This is a genomic window from Anaerobacillus alkalidiazotrophicus (assembly GCF_001866055.1).
Genome location: NZ_MLQS01000001.1, coordinates 1,465,846 through 1,481,874, shown reverse-complemented (window position 1 = coordinate 1,481,874; position 16,029 = coordinate 1,465,846). Strand labels below are relative to the sequence as shown.

Genomic DNA, 16,029 nt, shown 5'->3' with positions numbered 1-16,029 from the left:
TATCCCCCCTTGATTGGTAGTGGAAATGTTTCCACACTAGAGAAAAAATTAAAGGGGCAACAAACACCCTAAACTTTGTGGAAATGTTTCCATCAATTAACTAGAGTATATTTGAAAGCCCTTCCATTGTCAATCCATTCTTTTATAATTTTTCGATTTTTTTTAAAATGTTGTATCTCCTTTAATAAATTCAACTGGATGTATAACAGGTAATACCTTTTCCCCATTAATTCTTTTTAATAATAACTTAACAACACTTCTCCCCATTAATTCAACTGGTTGCCTTATTGATGTTAGACTTGGCCGTAAAGGGGAAAATGTCTGAATCCCATCATACCCTATAATAGAAAGGTCTTTTGGTATTTTAATATTCTTTTCAAGGGCCAGTTGTACTAGAAATAAAGCCATGATATCATTCTCAACAAAAACCCCATCTATATCGGGATAATTTAATAGAAATTTATTTAAAAATGCAATTTCGTCCTTAATAGGATCCTCTTCAATGTATATAGTATATTTTGCTCCACTCTCTTTTGCAGCATCCTCAAAGCCTTTTCTTCTTTTTTCTACTTCCGTATACAAATGATTAGAATAAGTACCGATAAACGCTACGTTACGACACCCTGTATCTCTTAACAGATGAAATGCCATTTTACCACCACCGTAATTATCACTCGAGACATACGGAGTACTTTTTCCAATATGTCGGTCTACTAATACAATGGGCATTGAATCATCTATATCATTTTCTATTGAATTATAGGAAATGCCTATTATGCCTGATACTTTATTCTGCTTTAGCATACTAATATATTCTAGCTCTTTTTCCTTATGGCCATCAGAATTACACAGCATCATTTTGTAACCGTTCTCATCGAGTTCATCTTCAATAAAGAATGCAAGCTCTGAGAAAAAGGCATGGTGAATGGAAGGCAAAAATAAAGCAACCATCTTATTATTTTGTGAGACAAATGCTCTCGCAGTTTCATTGGGNACATATCCTNNCTTTTTAACAGCATCTAGNNCTTTCTTTTCTGTTACTTCTCTAACATATCCAGATTTATTTATAACTCGAGATGCAGTCCCTATCCCTACTCCCGCAAGTTTAGCTACATCTTTTATTGTAATCGCCATGCTATCACCTCATCTTATAGAATAACATATGTGAAAGCGTTTCTCTATTGAAGATTTGAATTGAAGAATACCAAAGGTCACCTTGAGGGCAATAACCTTTTCTAACCAGTAACCTGACAACTCCCACAGCTAAAGCAGTGGGGTTCTAGGGTACTTGCAAGCTTCTCAATGGTGCCCTTATCTTTCTTTTCGGAAAGAGTTTCCACCAAAGCACTGACGTACTTTCTCCTAAAACATTAACGGACGTATTGCGCAATCGCAAGGCACTTCTCTCAACAAGCCTAGAAAGACTCTTGATATGCTTATCGTTCCGAGTTCTATTGGGCGTTGTCACGACCAATCAGGTTTGTTTTATGCGACAAACCATCGCAAAGTTTTACTTGGTGATTTTTTTAAACGCTCAACCTCAAGATTGTGTAGTTGCACAAAATTATCCCATTGCGTATTGCATAATTGCACATCAACTGAATTAAGAGTTTCGTTTGTATTNCCTATTAAAAAAGCACTATATAAATCACGTTGAATGAGAAACTCTCCAAATTCATTCCAACGTTCCGAAAGTTGTTTTTTACTATATTCTCTTGTTATATGATTGAATTGGCTTGCTTTCGTTNCATAAGTATCTATTTTCTTTAAAGAACGACCTTGNTAACCTAGTTTTCGGTCAATTATTGTTAGCAACATGGCTGGTGCGCGATTAGCTATTGATTTGCCAAATCTTTTCTTGCGATTGATTTTGCCATTTTTCTTATTACGTGTAGTATTTTTCGCTCGTTTTTGTAGAGATTGAAACCGCATGGTTTCAACTCGAATATCAGAACCAAGAGAAAGTATTTCATTTGTTAAGTTTTCGTGTGCCATTTTTCTTTGAACAGTGATTTTTCGATAAAGTTCTTTTCTTTTTTTTCTTAAATCCTTGTACTTCTTAGAGAACGTCCAAGTTAGTCTACCTTTTTTAATGGTTCCATTTTCATTGAAATTATTAGGATTTGTACTTCTTTTGGACCTATCCATTTTACGTTGAATACGTTTTAGTTCTCTTTCATCATTTTTACAATCTGGAGCAAGTTCTTGAAATCGGACTTTTTCTTCACTACATATCGCAATCGTAGACGTACCAATATCTATGCCTACACGTTTTGTTTCGTCGTTAGAAATCTTACGATTTCTTTTTGTAGGCGGATACCCCTCTTGAATGAGTTGAACAAAATAACGAACTTTACCACGTACTTCACGTTTTAATATACGAACGTATTTCGTCTTATCCATTAAAGCTAAATGTGCATATTCATCGTTAGGTTTCGGTGAAATAGGCATAGANAGCCAATTTTTAGGCTTTGTATTCTTTTTTGTTGGTTTATCACCCCAAAGAATGTTGCCATTCGCAAATCTCAGTCCCGTTTTATTTGATTTATTCTCAACTGAAATATCATCAGTGTTNTTTTTAAAGTGAACTTTTTTTGAGTGACCAAAATGGAGTTTCTCAACNGCATGAAATGCTCTAGTTGCAAGNTTTTGTGATTCAAAACTTCCAATGTGTCCTTTAAACTTTCTTTGAATAGACTTCACAAAACTATGTATTCCATATTCAGAAAAACCATAATTTAATCGAATATCTGAAAGTTGACTATCACGTTCTTTAGACTTAGGTTCTTTAAGAAGGTTACGATATTCTTTATCCGACTTTACAGCTTTGTGTCGCTTTAAAGCTTCACCTAGGCAAGAATTATATAAAACTCTAGCTATCTTGAACTTGTTTTCCAAACGGTGTTGTTGCCAAGTTGGAATGTGCAAAGGGAATTCAATTGTATAAGTTGGTGTACTTTTTCTTGCCATAGGTTTCAACTCCTTTCTAATTCCTTTTCTTTTGATTTTCTACATATCGTTTAATGGTTTCACTCGAAACATTGCCAGCGGTAGAAACAAAAAACGAACGAGTCCAAAGACTCGGCAAATGNCGAAGGTGAGGGAATTCGTCTCTTAGTTTTTTTGAAGTGAATCCCTTAATTTTTGCCATAATGTCCGAAGGGCTTAGTTTAGGTAGGGCATTAAGAAACATGTGCGTATGGTCTTTATCACATTCAACAGCTACAATTTNTATCTCTAATTCNTCGCACACTTCTTGCACTAATGCTTTAAAACGATTTTCTACATCTTCCCGAAGAAAAATCTTCCTTCTATAACGAGGACAGAAAACGAAATGATAGTTTAATAACGAAACGGTTGTGTTTGTTCTTCTATATTCATCCATGTACTTATTGTATCAGTTACCAAACGAAACTGCAACGAGTACACAATAAAAAAGGAAGGAAATTTCAAATACTTGAAGTACCACAAACCTTCGGTTTATCAGTGGCACTCCGTATTTGAACTCACTATCATCCCACACCTAAAGTTAAATATAGGTTTAAAATGATAGGCTAATTAGTTCAATATGATAGGTGTTTCTACAAAAACAGCGTCATATTTTATACGTTAAATAAACCCAAAACGCATCGTTCACTTTGTTTAATATGTGAGCGATGCGGTCCCTTTACGTTGAAGAGGGTGTGTGTAACCTTGAATGGTAAGTGGTTGTGTTTAACTTGCCTTTACACATAAGAAACACACACCCGCAAGGTTCAACGTCAAGGGCACATATTTTACATGACTAATATGTGTTTTTGTTATCCTATCAGTTCTTGTGAGCTGCTACCTAAATATAACTAAAGGAGTGGGCTTTCTCGTTCGGAAAATCTGTAAAAAGGGCAATTGCATAAATTTGTTGATCGTATTTGTCAAATGCACGGTAAAAGTATTGAAACATCCGTTTTGAGAAATCTGTTTCATTCGTACCCTGTACTTCAATGTGAATAAGGATCCATTTGTCCTCACCATTTTTCAAATACACTTTTACTAGCTTATCCATGATTTTTTTATTAGTTTCAGATTCATGGTACAACTTTCGCAATTCTTGTTCTAAAAACTCAAAGCCTCTTCTCCTATCCACTTGCTCAAATAGATCAGGGGCGAAGAAAAGGAGAAATTCTTCAAAAAAATCTTCAATTACATCTTTCCATAGTGAATCATAATCAACATTGTACACGTCATACACCTCATATTTTATCATAGTTCAAGTAACTCCATAAGATGTAGATAAACCCGACAACAAGAACGTACGTTCCTATTGTTAATATATGATATCACAACTCAAAGACCGTGTAAAGAACATACGTTTTTGTAATGAACACCAAACAACAGGCACGATGAGCTCACACAAAAACGAGAGCAGCTTCAGTAAAAATTGAAAACTGCTCTCGTTTTGTTTTTTCCCCTCAATCTATGGTTTAGTAGCTTTATTATCCTGACCAGGTTCTTTTGTTTCAGGCCTGTTTGCAGGTCGATGTTCTACCTCTCTCTTCACATTTTCGTTGGAATTATCATTCTTGCTTGCTTCACTAGTCGGTATCGATACTTTACTATTTTTTTGTAGGTCACTACTTCCCTTTTGTTGGGATTGTTTATTTTCATGACTTCGTTCAATATTTTCTTTCATATTTTTAGGACTTAGAGGTGTAAGTGGTTCTACGTGTTCGTAATCGGTGTCCAATGTATCCCCACTCTTTATAATCGAGCTTTCATCGCCTTCTGGAATCGATTCTTCAACTAACATATTTTCCAATTGCCATAAGGACTTCTCCTTTATATCTTTAATACCACTTACTATCCCTTTATCGTTTAATGTTTCATACAACCTGTATTTATTTACAGATACGTTCATATATTGGGCTTGATCATAGTATTCCTTTGTTTCATTAAAAACCTTCACTTCAGCAATAACCTGATGATTATGAAGTTGATTTTCAATCGTCTCTTTTAGATTGTTTTCAAAATGTATTGTAGTTAAATCTTTTAGATTTACAATTGTAGTGCTTATTAATCCTTTATCATGTTGATGAAAATACCTTTTTGAGACCGTGACAATTTTTTCAGTCATTGTATATAAATCTGCATCCTCTATTTCAAGTAAATCAACTATCTTTTTTCCATCTTCATTTAAAGGAGAAAGTGTTAAAACCTTTAAATCTTTGTTTAAATACAGCTCAATGCTCGGGTTGATATCAATTGCAACAACGTAGTAAGGTTCAGAGCTTTTCTGAATGAAGCCATAGGTTACTAAACTTATAAACAGAATAGCAGCCATTGACATGGCGGAGATATATTTAAGCTGAAACAGAGTAAATTGAGGTTTTTGATCATATGTTAATCGTTCTCCTAACTTCGGTACTTCTTTCTTGTTTCTTGGAACATTTTTAAATGTTCCATCATCACAAAGAAGAACACAATAACTTTGCGTTACTTTAACAACAACGCCTTCAATTGAATTTTTTTTCATTATTTCACACTCCCTGGTTCGAATTGAACAAACGACGAAAGATGAGTCCATTCAGGATGCAGTTTAATTATGATTAGAGTTATGAGATACTTTCGATGTCGCTCAATCGTTTTCGGTCGAGCACCTGTTTTTTTAGTGAATTTTGACACCGGAAATTGTTTTTTCTCTAACAGTTCATTTACTAATTCCCGACATTTTGTAAACTCAGATGCCAAATCAACTAACATGAGTCGAGTATCCTTGTGTTTCGGGCAGTGGTATTCTAATTCTTCAAATGAGATGTTAAAGTTAAATAATCTTTCATCCAACTCTAAAATTTCTTCTACTAAATTAGTAGAAGAAGTAGATTGATTATATACCTGTATCGAAGCAACCGCCTCAATATCTAGCGGTTGGTTGTCTTCATTAGTTGGGAGTGATTGGATCAGTAAATCGTGTTCACGATTTTCTTTTCGAAAATAGTCGATTAAATCCCGCTGAATGAGAAGATATACATAGTTTAGAAACGTCCTACCCTTTTGCCAATCAAACGTCTCCAAAGCACGGTTAAATGCGATTAAGTCAATGCTAGCTTCATCACTACTACACGTAATATATCGTTTACAAACATGACCAACAGCGTGAATGATATATGGTTTATAATGATGAATTAAACGATTTCAATGACCAACAGCGTTAATGATATATGGTTTATAATGATGAATTAAACGATTTCGTTCTATTTCATTGCCGTTTTGTATTTCAATAAGTGACTTTTTTAATCGAGACTCTTCCATAGCTCCCCCTTCAGCTCTCCTAAAAATAAGAGTACTCTATTTTTTTTGAGGGTAAATATCTTTTAATAACGAGTGACATAAACCTACCTTTGGTTACGACGATTCCACATACCATAATACCTTAGTGGCGAAAATAATAAATGATAAAATTTATTCTAATGCTGAACTTCAATCAGTGGAGGCTTTCCTTCATTCCAGCATTCACTGATAAAGCTGAACTTCAATCAGTGGGGGTTTTCCTTCATCCCCCACTGATTGTTAGTTCAACTTATACCACAGGCATAAGAATAACTAATCATCAGCTATCACTGATGAAAGTTATTCTATATCGGACCTTTAGGGGCAGTTTATCCCCCACCTAAACTTCTCGATTTTCTTAAGTTTTGAGGTAGTGGCTTACTATCCCTTAAGAGTGGGATAAATAATAACAACCCATTTTTTAATAATGGGTTGCATACTAGACATTTTTATACTTTAAAATAGTTTCACCATGTTAAGGTCTTTTTTAAACACCTTACTTTAAATTCTGATTTTTGCACTACAGTTTTTCCTTAACAACAGAGATTATTGGTGCTTATTATATTTGTTTACCTTTGAGCTTGTGGTGCGTTCACTTGTGAAGTTTCTTTTCCTGTATTGTTTTCTTTATTGATTTTCTGGGCATTTTCTTGAGCTTCTTCTGCTTTTTTCATGCCCTCTTCTCGTTTTTCCTTTGCGTTAGCACGTGCTTCTTCTGCTTTCTTCATGCCCTCTTCTTGTTTTTCTTTTGCGTTGACACGTGCTTCTTCTGCTCTCTTCATACCCTCTTCTTGTTTCTCTTTTGCGTTAACACGTTCTTCTACTTCCTTTATGTTATCCTCTTGCTTTTCTTCAGCGTTAACACGTGTTTCTTCATTCTTCGTACGCTCTTCTTGCTTTTCTTTGACATTACCTCGTGCTGCTTCAGCTTTCTTTAAGGCTTCTGAAAATCTTTGCTGAGCCATTTTCTTATTCTCTAATGCTTTTTTAATTCCTAGCTTTGCAGCTTCTGGTAAATCCTCACGCTCTAATAACGCTTGAAGATTTTCGAAACGCTTCTGACTGTTTTCAGCTACAATTTCTTCTACTTTTGAAATATCATCTCCAGCTTCTTTTGCCGCTTCGATATTTTCTTCTATCTCTTGCATATGCTCGTTATAATCTTCCATTAATTCTTCAGCTTTTTGTTCATCACCTTCATCAAATGCCATTTCAGCTTCACTCAAACGCTTATCGGCATATTCATCTTGAAGAAGTGCTTTTTCACCATTATCTTCTGTTAACTCGTATTCTGCTTCCTCTATCAAACGAGATGTATCATATAGTTCTGAATCCGGTTTAATAATCTCTTGCTCTTCAGCCGAATAAGAATTCCCACCAATTAATAAAAGCCCTACTGTAATACTAGTAATTATTTTTTTCATATTAAACATATCCTCCACTAAAAGTATTGTACGTTATTTTTAAATTCTATTATTTTTGATTGATTTGTTTCATAGTCATTAAGAGGTGTCATAAAAATCAATATACCTGTTTGTCCATCACCTGAATGTAAGTAAATTTCCGTACGAATACTTTCTTCTCGTTTAGATTTGAACGATAAGTAATTGTTCGTTTCTTCAATCTCCTCAACATTTCGAAATGACGCTTTTAACTCTTTTTTTATTTCTTCTAATGACTTTTCATTTGAAACAACAGTCACTATCGCTCTAAGTTTACCATTTTGAAACATAACATTTGCCTTATCATTAGAAGTGTTTTCCTGATGCACTGTCCAACCTGGCGTATCAGCCACTATAAATAATTGGCTTTCATACAAGTAATTCAGTTCTTCCGTTTGATATGGTTCGGTATTTTTTTCGAGATTTGATTGAGAACTATCAGTCCCACAAGCCCCTAGTAATAGTAAAGTAAAAAATAAAACTAAGATTACTTTACTTCTCATTTTCTTCACCTCAATTTCTGATCTGACCATTCGTTTCTTTTTTGTAGAAGTGAAAGACGCTTCCTTGTTTACACTTAGCTGACATATGTAATTAATCTTTCGCTTTGCGTCACCACCTTTCAACGGCTTTGCCTTTCTATATTTCCAATTATCTATACGTAAGCTTTCCTCATTTTGAGGGGGTACGTAGTGAATTTTTTAAAAATAATTTCAATTCAATGGTGCCACCACATTGAAAGTCAACATTCATCATTCAATAAACCTCTTTACGATCGCTCTTCTATATAGAAAAAGTGATAACTTTGGAAATAGAAATAGAGCAACTGTCTACTCCTATTAGACAGTTGCTCTTCATGTTTTAAGGTACTATTTTTAATTAAACGTTTGATTAAGTTTTATCTTACTTGTATTTTCTATTGGCTGTATCCTAAGACGAAGTTCTTAAAATAAAGAAATTCGCTCTTTATACTTTTTTATTAATTGTAAATTATATTCATCTGCATGCTCAAGATTCCCACTTTTAAAAACGGGTGCTTCATAACCATTTTCAAGCATGACCTTAATCGCTTCGACCATAATCGAATTTAAAATTGCAGCACCAATAACGGTAGAACTAGGACCAAAAGCTACGGAAGACATATGATGTGTAACGAGAGCATCGCCTTTCACTGAATGATTATCTATATGAAGATCAACGGTGTCACACAAATATTTTCCAGTAGTATGCTTCGATTTTTGGCTTTTCGAATAGGTTTCAGATGAAATCCCGATAACAAATGCTCCTTTTTCCTTTCCATATAAAGCCACATCAATTGGAACCGGATTTCTACCTGAGGTTGAAATGACTATCATCACATCATTGGAGTTTATTTTTATTTCGTTCATAAAAGACTTGGCGTAATCATTTTTTCTCTCTAAGCTTGATGAACGAAGCGCCCCTTTATGTAACATTAGTTCCTCTACAAATATAGGAGAAATAGGTACTAAGCCACCCGCTCTATAAAACACCTCTTCGGTTAGTAAATGCGAATGACCACAACCAAACAAATAGACAATGCCATCATTTTGAATGCCAGTAGCAATTTTTTCTGCTGCCAAATATAATTTTGCCTTTTCATTTTGTTCTACTGTATATAATAGCTTATGGATGTTTTCGAAATATTGTGTAATCATATCTGACCTCCAACAAAAAGCCTATTTCATTTTAACGTTTCATATTAATTAAAAACTTATAACGATCGGCTCTATAAGCTGATTTAACAACTTCTAATGTAGCTCCATTTGTTAAAAATGTATTTCTTTGAATGAATAAAATGGGAGATCCTTTTTTTATTTCTAGAGCCTTACTTTGCTTTTCATCCGCAACGGAAGCTTCAATGGCTTGATCTGAATCTTTAATTTTTAAATCAAGCTTTTCTTCAATGTATGCGTACAAAGATTGACTAATAATTTCCTCTGTTAATCCTTTAACAAGATTAGCGGGGATATACGTATTTTCTAGTGCCATTGGCACATTGTCAGCAAACCTAATCCTTACTATATCGTAAACAGGACCATTCTCTTTTATCCCAAGTTGTTTTGCTAGCTTATTATGGGCCGGAACAATTTCAAAACGAAGCAACTTACTGCTTGGTTTCATTCCTCTTGCACACATATCTTCTGTAAAACTTGTTAAACCCGCAAGTTTCTGTTCAATTTTTCTTTCTGCAATAAACGTTCCTTTTCCTCTTATCCGATAAAGGTGTCCTTCACTAACAAGTTCATTCACTGCCTGTCTCACCGTCATCCTACTTATTTCATAACTTTCCGCATATTCACGCTCTGAAGGAAGACAATCTCCAGGTTTTAATTCACCTTTTTCAATTAAACTTTTAATATGCTCCACAATTTGGTGATAAATTGGTAACGGTGAGTTTTTGTCGATCATTTTGTTTCCCCTTTCACTTAACTTACAAAAACGCTAGACAAAGCTTTCTCATCAGCGATGATGTACACATTTGGATGGTTCTTTAATGCTGACGCTGGAAATTCCTCCGTAACCTCTCCATTTAATAGCCTTTGAAGCGCATTAGACTTTTCTTCGCCAGATACCATTAAGATAATTTCCTTACTCTGAAGGATCGATTGAATTCCCATCGTAATGGCATGTGTTGGAACATCTTGTAAACGATTGAAGTAACGAGCATTAGCATTGATGGTTGAGTCATCTAATTTAACGATGTGAGTTCCCGAATCAAACGAAGTACCAGGTTCATTAAATCCAATATGACCATTTTGACCTATTCCAAGTATTTGTAAGTCAATACCACCTGATTTTTTGATTAAATAATCATATTGAACACATTCTTCCATCAAATCCCTTGCAACCCCATTTGGAATATTTGTGTTTGAAGGTTGAATATCAACATGATCAAAAAGCGATTTATTCATATAGTAATGATAACTATTAGGATCATTAGGAGCAAGTCCAACATATTCATCTAAATTAAAGGTTGTAACCTGTTGAAAAGAAATCATCTTTTTTTCGTATGCTTCTACCAACTTCTTGTATGTTCCTTTCGGTGTCCCACCTGTCGCTAATCCTAGATTTAATTTACTTGTTTTACGTATTTTCTCGATGATCATTTCAGCAACCTTTTCACTCATATCTTCATAATTTTTCACTTTTATTAATTTCATGTTCTGTTCTCTCCTTTTTTATATGCTAATTTCCCTCGGCAATACGTGAAAACAACTTCTAAATCTTTATTCATGACAACTAAATCAGCGTCTTTGCCTTCTGCAATGCTCCCTTTCCGATCAAAAAGGTTTAATTGTTTGGCTGGGTTTACAGACGTCATATCAATGAGATCTCTCATTGAACATGAAGTAACCTTTTTAAAATTCTGAAGCGCATCACTCATTTTTACTACACTTCCTGCTAATGTACCATTCTCAAGTGTTGCACCTGTTTCAGTCACCGTTACTTGTTGACCACCTAATTCATATGTTCCTTCTGTTAAACCTTTTGCACGGATTGAATCCGTAATAAGAATAAGTTTATTTTTTGTTTTTAGACGATAAGCGAGATCCATCATTTCAGGGCAAACATGAATACCATCAGCAATGATTTCAACATATAGCTCATCTCTTAATAAAGCTGCACCCGGAACACCTGGTTTTCGATGGTGCAAGGAATTCATCCCATTAAAAAGATGTGTTACATGTGAGGCTCCTGCCAAAATAGCTGTATTGACTTCCTCATACGTTGCATCAGAATGACCAATTGAAGCGACAACATTCGTTTCTTTTAAATACTTAACTAGGTCTATTCCACCTGGCCTCTCTGGAGCCAATGTAACAAGTTTAATATTCCCTTCTGCTACCTCTTGCCATTTTTTAAATAAGTCAAGACTAGGTTCTGTAATGTACTCAGCTGGTTGCGCACCGTTTCTTTTTTCGTTAATAAAAGGACCTTCAAGATGAATGCCAAGAACTTCCGCCTGCCCATTTCCCTCTGATTGTTTCATATAATTAGTTACATTTTTTAAAGCATCTTCAATAGCTTGTTCTGATTGTGTCATTGTAGTAGCTAAAAAACTTGTCGTTCCTTCATGAGGTAAAGCGTTTGCCATTTTTTCAATAGCTTCAAACGTCGCATCCATTGTATCGGTACCTGCCGCTCCATGGATATGAATATCGATCATTCCCGGAAGTAAACTACAACCATCAGGAATGAAGACTTCGTCAAAATTGAGTGAATCGATAGAACTTAGTTCTTTCACATCACCAACTTCCTTAATGAATCCGTCAACAACTTTGATATATCCTTTTTCATATGTGTAATCTTCAGCATAGATCTGAATGCCTTTGATCATAAAAGGTTGATGTTTGATCATTATGATCCACTCCTTTCACTTTTAACTTTAAGATCATTCTATCATCGCGAGAGATAGTTGTCTATACCAGTTCATAGATTATTTTAGTGGGAAGATGTTAAAAAGTCTATAATCTCTTAATACACAACTGTTTTATCGTTTATTTAGTACATTTTTATTTTCCTTATCTTAAATTGGTATAGACAACTATATAATTAGGTGCTACTATTTTAAGAGAACGCTACCATGCGTACTAATCAAAGAGGAGTGAATACTACATGCTTAATTTCTTTCAAATAATTGGAAAAGCGTTAATGCTACCAATTGCCGTCCTACCAGCCGTTGCCTTATTACTAAGATTAGGACAACCTGATTTACTTGATATTCCCTTTGTCGCAAGCGCAGGTTCTGCCATTTTTGCAAACCTAGCACTTATTTTTGCGATTGGTGTTGCTGTTGGTTTTTCAAAAGACAATAACGGTGCAGCAGGTTTAGCAGGGGCCATCGGTTATTTGGTTCTAACAGAAGGCACAAAAGCCATTGACGAAAGTATTAACATGGCCATTCTTGGTGGGATTTTATCTGGGGTGATCGCAGGGGGATTATACAATCGCTTCCATACTATAAAACTACCTGAATGGTTAGGTTTTTTCAGCGGAAGACGCTTTGTACCCATCATAACAGCAGCTACAATGATTGTATTAGCTGGACTCTTGAGTGTCCTTTGGCCGCCTATCCAAGCTGGAATTAACGCACTTGGAGAGTGGATTATCAATGCAGGGGTACTCGGTGTAGGTGTGTTCGGATTTTTGAACCGAATCTTAATTCCCATTGGGTTACACCATGTGTTAAATAGTCTCGTTTGGTTTGTATTTGGTGAGTTTAACGGCGTTACTGGGGACTTAAATCGATTTTTTGCCGGAGATCCATCTGCCGGAATATTTATGGCAGGATTTTTCCCAGTTATGATGTTCGGATTACCAGCTGCAGCACTTGCCATGATTTTAACAGCTAAGAAATCTCAACGAAAAATCGTTGCTGGTTTATTAATCAGTATTGCCTTTACCTCTTTTTTGACAGGGGTTACAGAACCAATTGAGTTTACGTTTATGTTCCTATCGCCCATCCTTTTTGTTATACACGCTTTATTAACAGCCAGTTCAATGGCATTTGCCTATTTATTAGATATCCATCACGGATTTGGTTTTTCCGCTGGGGCCATCGACTTTTTCTTAAACTTAGGGATTGCACAACGTCCTTGGCTATTATTAGGAATTGGAATCGGTTACGGAGTTATCTATTTTATCATCTTCTATTTTGCCATTCTTAAATTTAATTTAAAAACTCCTGGACGTGAGGACGATGAAGATATTTCTAATCACGATCACCAACAAGTAATCCCTGGAGATAAATATCATCAAATGGCATTTTATTTTCTAGAAGATCTTGGTGGAAAAGAAAATATCGCTACCTTAGATCACTGCGCAACTAGACTACGCCTTAAAATCAATGATCTATCAAAAGTGAACGAAGCAAAATTAAAAAAACATGGTGCTAAAGGAACAATGAAATTAGGGAATACAAGCTTACAAGTAATTGTTGGTACAGATGTAGAATTTGTTGCAAATGCCATGCAAGATCTCATGAACAATAAGCACTCAGCTTCATAGAAGGATTCCAAAACCATATATTTTAAAAAATAGGATCGATGGAGTCACTCGGTACTCGATCGATCCTATAGAAATTTTATACTTTAAATTTCAAAATAATTGTATGTAACCTTTGTGCTAATTCTGAAAGTCCTTCACTCGCAGATGCAATCTCTTCTAATGATGCTGTTTGTTCTTCCATTGTCGCAGAAACTTCTTGTGTTGAAGCAGAGTTTTCTTCAGCTATAGCTGAAAGCGTTTGTAAAGTATCGATGATCGCTTCTTTCATTTGTTCCATTTCTTCACCAGAAACATTTAATTTTTCAACGGCGTTTTGCGCTTCTTTCATCGCTTGATTAATCGCTTCATACTTTTCTCTTGTTTGTTTCACACTAACTTCTTGTTCTTTTAAGATTAAAGAAACTTTCTCCATGATTTCAACGGCAGCATTTGAATTATTTTGTAGCTCATGGACAACCGTATCAATCGTTTGAGTAGAATTTGATGACTGTTCCGCTAGTTTTCTAATCTCGTCAGCAACGACCGAAAATCCTTTTCCAGCCTCACCTGCACGGGCAGCCTCGATAGCCGCATTTAATGCTAATAGGTTGGTCTGTTCTGATATTGTTGCTATTACATTACTCGCTTCACTAATTCGCTTTGCACTATCGTTTGTCTTAATGATACCTTCTTGGACTTCTTTTGTAGCTTTACTGCTTTCTATAGCAATGTTTGTTAATTTTTGAACTTCAGTTAAGCCTTCTTCAACGACTTGATTTACTCTATGTGAAGCTTCATTAAGCTCTTTGACGTAGGCTTGTTCTTTTGCGACAGTTTCTCCTAATAAATATGCTTTTGTAGAACCTGCTTCAGTATTTTGCGCTTGATCTGATGCCCCAAGAGCAATTTCACTAATTGTTTTTGCTACTTCCTCAGCCGCGGTCGTTGATTGTAAGGTGGTTGCTGTTAACTCCTCTGATGCTGAAGATACTTGATCTGATGAATGATTAATCTCCTTAATAATCACTCTCAAATTATTCGAAATTATCTGCAGTGCTTGCGATAAATTACCAACCTCGTCCTTCTTATTAAGAAGTGTTTCTGGCACATCTTCTGTTAAATCCAAATCTGCCATTTTCTCAGAGTGGCCAATAATTTTAATAATAGGTTTCGTAATCGACGATCCTAGTAAGTTAGTAATCACTATACTAACTAATAAAATAATAAGAGTTGCTACCATTATGTTTCTTTGTAGGCCAGGAATTGCTTCTAGCACTTCAGCTCGATGTGCTGTGACAACAAGTACCCAATCAGTTCCTTCAACAGGCGCATAACTAGCATAAACATCTCGATCTAAAAAATTATACTGACTTATCCCTCTTTTTTCCTCAATTGCTCTAGTAAATAATGACGCAACAGACTCTAAACTTTTATCATCCGCTACAGAATCGTTCGGATTCCATAGATTGGCTACCCTATCTCTTTCTGGATGAGCTACCGTTGTTCCATCACTATTAATCATATAAGCATATCCATGCTCACCATATCCGATCATATCAGTAATGTTACTTAATGCATATCCATCTCTTCGGCCAATTAGCACCCCGACTACACTTCCATCTCTTTCAATCGGCGTTGCATACATAAGCATGGGCTCATTCGTAACACGACTTACAATTATGTCAGAAACGTTTGTTTCTCCATTAAATGCCCTTTTCACATAGTCTCGATCTCCCAATTGCACAGTAGTACCGTCACTATAATAGGCCGTTCCATCTGGTTGAACAATTGCAAGTGCAAGAAAATTAGTTCTCGCAACTTGTCTTTCTAGGACCGGCTGTTGCCTTTCCAAATCCATACTTTCTATTTCTTCAAGATTTGCGATTAACTGCAAAGCCTGTTTTTGAGTTTCAACCCGACTCTCTGTTAACCGCGCTCCTTCAGTTGCAATCGCAAGTAAACCTGCTTCCGCTTCATGCTCAATCGCATTACTAGCACTTAATAATGAAATGCCCCCTATTAATATCGATATGATTAAAATTAGTATCGAAAAAGAGACAACTAGTTTTGTTTTAATACTTTTCATATTTGGCCTACTTTCATAGTAATTTATAACTATACTAACTAAAATTTAACGACATCCACCCTCTTCGTTTTAAAGCATTCATTCCCCCCTCTAAGAATTTTATCTACTAATGAAATTTAACTAATGAAGGTTAGCCATCTATTACCCTCCACTACTCAAATAACCACTAATTTTCAATTGAGAAGATTT

13 protein-coding genes are annotated in these 16,029 nt (G+C 35.4%); 1 reads left to right on the top strand and 12 read right to left on the bottom strand.

Going from position 1 to position 16,029, the window contains the following annotated elements:
• Nucleotides 1–162: 162 nt before the first annotated feature.
• From BKP45_RS07110 to nagA, 11 genes are all read right to left on the bottom strand, one after another.
• Nucleotides 163–1,134, bottom strand: coding sequence for a LacI family DNA-binding transcriptional regulator (locus BKP45_RS07110; RefSeq protein ID WP_071388956.1), 972 nt, complete (start codon nucleotides 1,132–1,134; stop codon nucleotides 163–165).
• Between the two features lie 1,852 nt (nucleotides 1,135–2,986).
• Nucleotides 2,987–3,385 carry an IS200/IS605 family transposase gene (gene tnpA, locus BKP45_RS07100; protein ID WP_071388954.1) on the bottom strand — a complete coding sequence of 133 codons (399 nt, stop codon included), beginning with the start codon at nucleotides 3,383–3,385 and terminating at the stop codon, nucleotides 2,987–2,989.
• Between the two features lie 444 nt (nucleotides 3,386–3,829).
• Nucleotides 3,830–4,243, bottom strand: a complete 414-nt coding sequence (locus BKP45_RS07095) for an RpnC/YadD family protein (RefSeq protein WP_071388953.1) — start codon at nucleotides 4,241–4,243, stop codon at nucleotides 3,830–3,832.
• 210 nt (nucleotides 4,244–4,453) lie between these two features.
• Entirely contained in the window at nucleotides 4,454–5,509 is a 1,056-nt protein-coding gene (locus BKP45_RS07090; RefSeq protein ID WP_071388952.1) for an anti-sigma-I factor RsgI family protein, read from the bottom strand.
• On the bottom strand, nucleotides 5,509–6,159 hold the full coding sequence (locus BKP45_RS07085) for a sigma factor (protein WP_084787672.1): 651 nt from the start codon (nucleotides 6,157–6,159) through the stop codon (nucleotides 5,509–5,511). The genes BKP45_RS07090 and BKP45_RS07085 overlap by 1 nt, the downstream gene beginning before the upstream one ends.
• A 713-nt stretch (nucleotides 6,160–6,872) precedes the next feature.
• Nucleotides 6,873–7,727: a DUF5667 domain-containing protein gene (locus tag BKP45_RS07080; protein ID WP_071388950.1), complete on the bottom strand. Its 855-nt coding sequence runs from the start codon at nucleotides 7,725–7,727 to the stop codon at nucleotides 6,873–6,875.
• 17 nt (nucleotides 7,728–7,744) lie between these two features.
• A complete protein-coding gene (locus BKP45_RS07075; protein WP_071388949.1) occupies nucleotides 7,745–8,248 on the bottom strand; it encodes a hypothetical protein in 504 nt (167 codons plus the stop codon).
• Between the two features lie 441 nt (nucleotides 8,249–8,689).
• Nucleotides 8,690–9,421, bottom strand: a complete 732-nt coding sequence (locus BKP45_RS07070; RefSeq protein ID WP_071388948.1) for an SIS domain-containing protein — start codon at nucleotides 9,419–9,421, stop codon at nucleotides 8,690–8,692.
• A gap of 31 nt (nucleotides 9,422–9,452) precedes the next feature.
• Nucleotides 9,453–10,175, bottom strand: a complete 723-nt coding sequence (locus tag BKP45_RS07065) for a GntR family transcriptional regulator (protein ID WP_071388947.1) — start codon at nucleotides 10,173–10,175, stop codon at nucleotides 9,453–9,455.
• A 17-nt stretch (nucleotides 10,176–10,192) separates the two neighbouring features.
• Complete coding sequence (gene nagB / locus BKP45_RS07060) at nucleotides 10,193–10,927, bottom strand: glucosamine-6-phosphate deaminase (protein WP_071388946.1); 735 nt, start codon at nucleotides 10,925–10,927, stop codon at nucleotides 10,193–10,195.
• Nucleotides 10,924–12,126 carry an N-acetylglucosamine-6-phosphate deacetylase gene (nagA, locus tag BKP45_RS07055; RefSeq protein WP_071388945.1) on the bottom strand — a complete coding sequence of 401 codons (1,203 nt, stop codon included), beginning with the start codon at nucleotides 12,124–12,126 and terminating at the stop codon, nucleotides 10,924–10,926. Before nagA ends, nagB begins: the two co-directional genes overlap by 4 nt.
• Before the next feature lie 257 nt (nucleotides 12,127–12,383).
• Between nagA and nagE the strand changes: the two genes are divergently transcribed.
• Entirely contained in the window at nucleotides 12,384–13,775 is a 1,392-nt protein-coding gene (gene nagE / locus BKP45_RS07050) for an N-acetylglucosamine-specific PTS transporter subunit IIBC (protein WP_071388944.1), read from the top strand.
• Between the two features lie 76 nt (nucleotides 13,776–13,851).
• Here nagE and BKP45_RS07045 read toward each other — a convergent pair whose 3' ends face one another.
• Entirely contained in the window at nucleotides 13,852–15,840 is a 1,989-nt protein-coding gene (locus tag BKP45_RS07045; protein ID WP_071388943.1) for a methyl-accepting chemotaxis protein, read from the bottom strand.
• Between the last annotated feature and the right edge of the window lie 189 nt (nucleotides 15,841–16,029).

Bases quoted from the DNA above. Each gene is read 5' to 3' on its own strand.
- BKP45_RS07095 (WP_071388953.1), bottom strand. From the start codon at position 4,243: ATGATAAAATATGAGGTGTATGACGTGTACAATGTTGATTATGATTCA.
- BKP45_RS07090 (WP_071388952.1), bottom strand. From the start codon at position 5,509: ATGAAAAAAAATTCAATTGAAGGCGTTGTTGTTAAAGTAACGCAAAGT.
- BKP45_RS07080 (WP_071388950.1), bottom strand. From the start codon at position 7,727: ATGAAAAAAATAATTACTAGTATTACAGTAGGGCTTTTATTAATTGGT.
- BKP45_RS07075 (WP_071388949.1), bottom strand. From the start codon at position 8,248: ATGAGAAGTAAAGTAATCTTAGTTTTATTTTTTACTTTACTATTACTA.
- BKP45_RS07070 (WP_071388948.1), bottom strand. From the start codon at position 9,421: ATGATTACACAATATTTCGAAAACATCCATAAGCTATTATATACAGTA.
- BKP45_RS07065 (WP_071388947.1), bottom strand. From the start codon at position 10,175: ATGATCGACAAAAACTCACCGTTACCAATTTATCACCAAATTGTGGAG.
- nagB (WP_071388946.1), bottom strand. From the start codon at position 10,927: ATGAAATTAATAAAAGTGAAAAATTATGAAGATATGAGTGAAAAGGTT.
- nagA (WP_071388945.1), bottom strand. From the start codon at position 12,126: ATGATCAAACATCAACCTTTTATGATCAAAGGCATTCAGATCTATGCT.
- nagE (WP_071388944.1), top strand. From the start codon at position 12,384: ATGCTTAATTTCTTTCAAATAATTGGAAAAGCGTTAATGCTACCAATT.
- BKP45_RS07045 (WP_071388943.1), bottom strand. From the start codon at position 15,840: ATGAAAAGTATTAAAACAAAACTAGTTGTCTCTTTTTCGATACTAATT.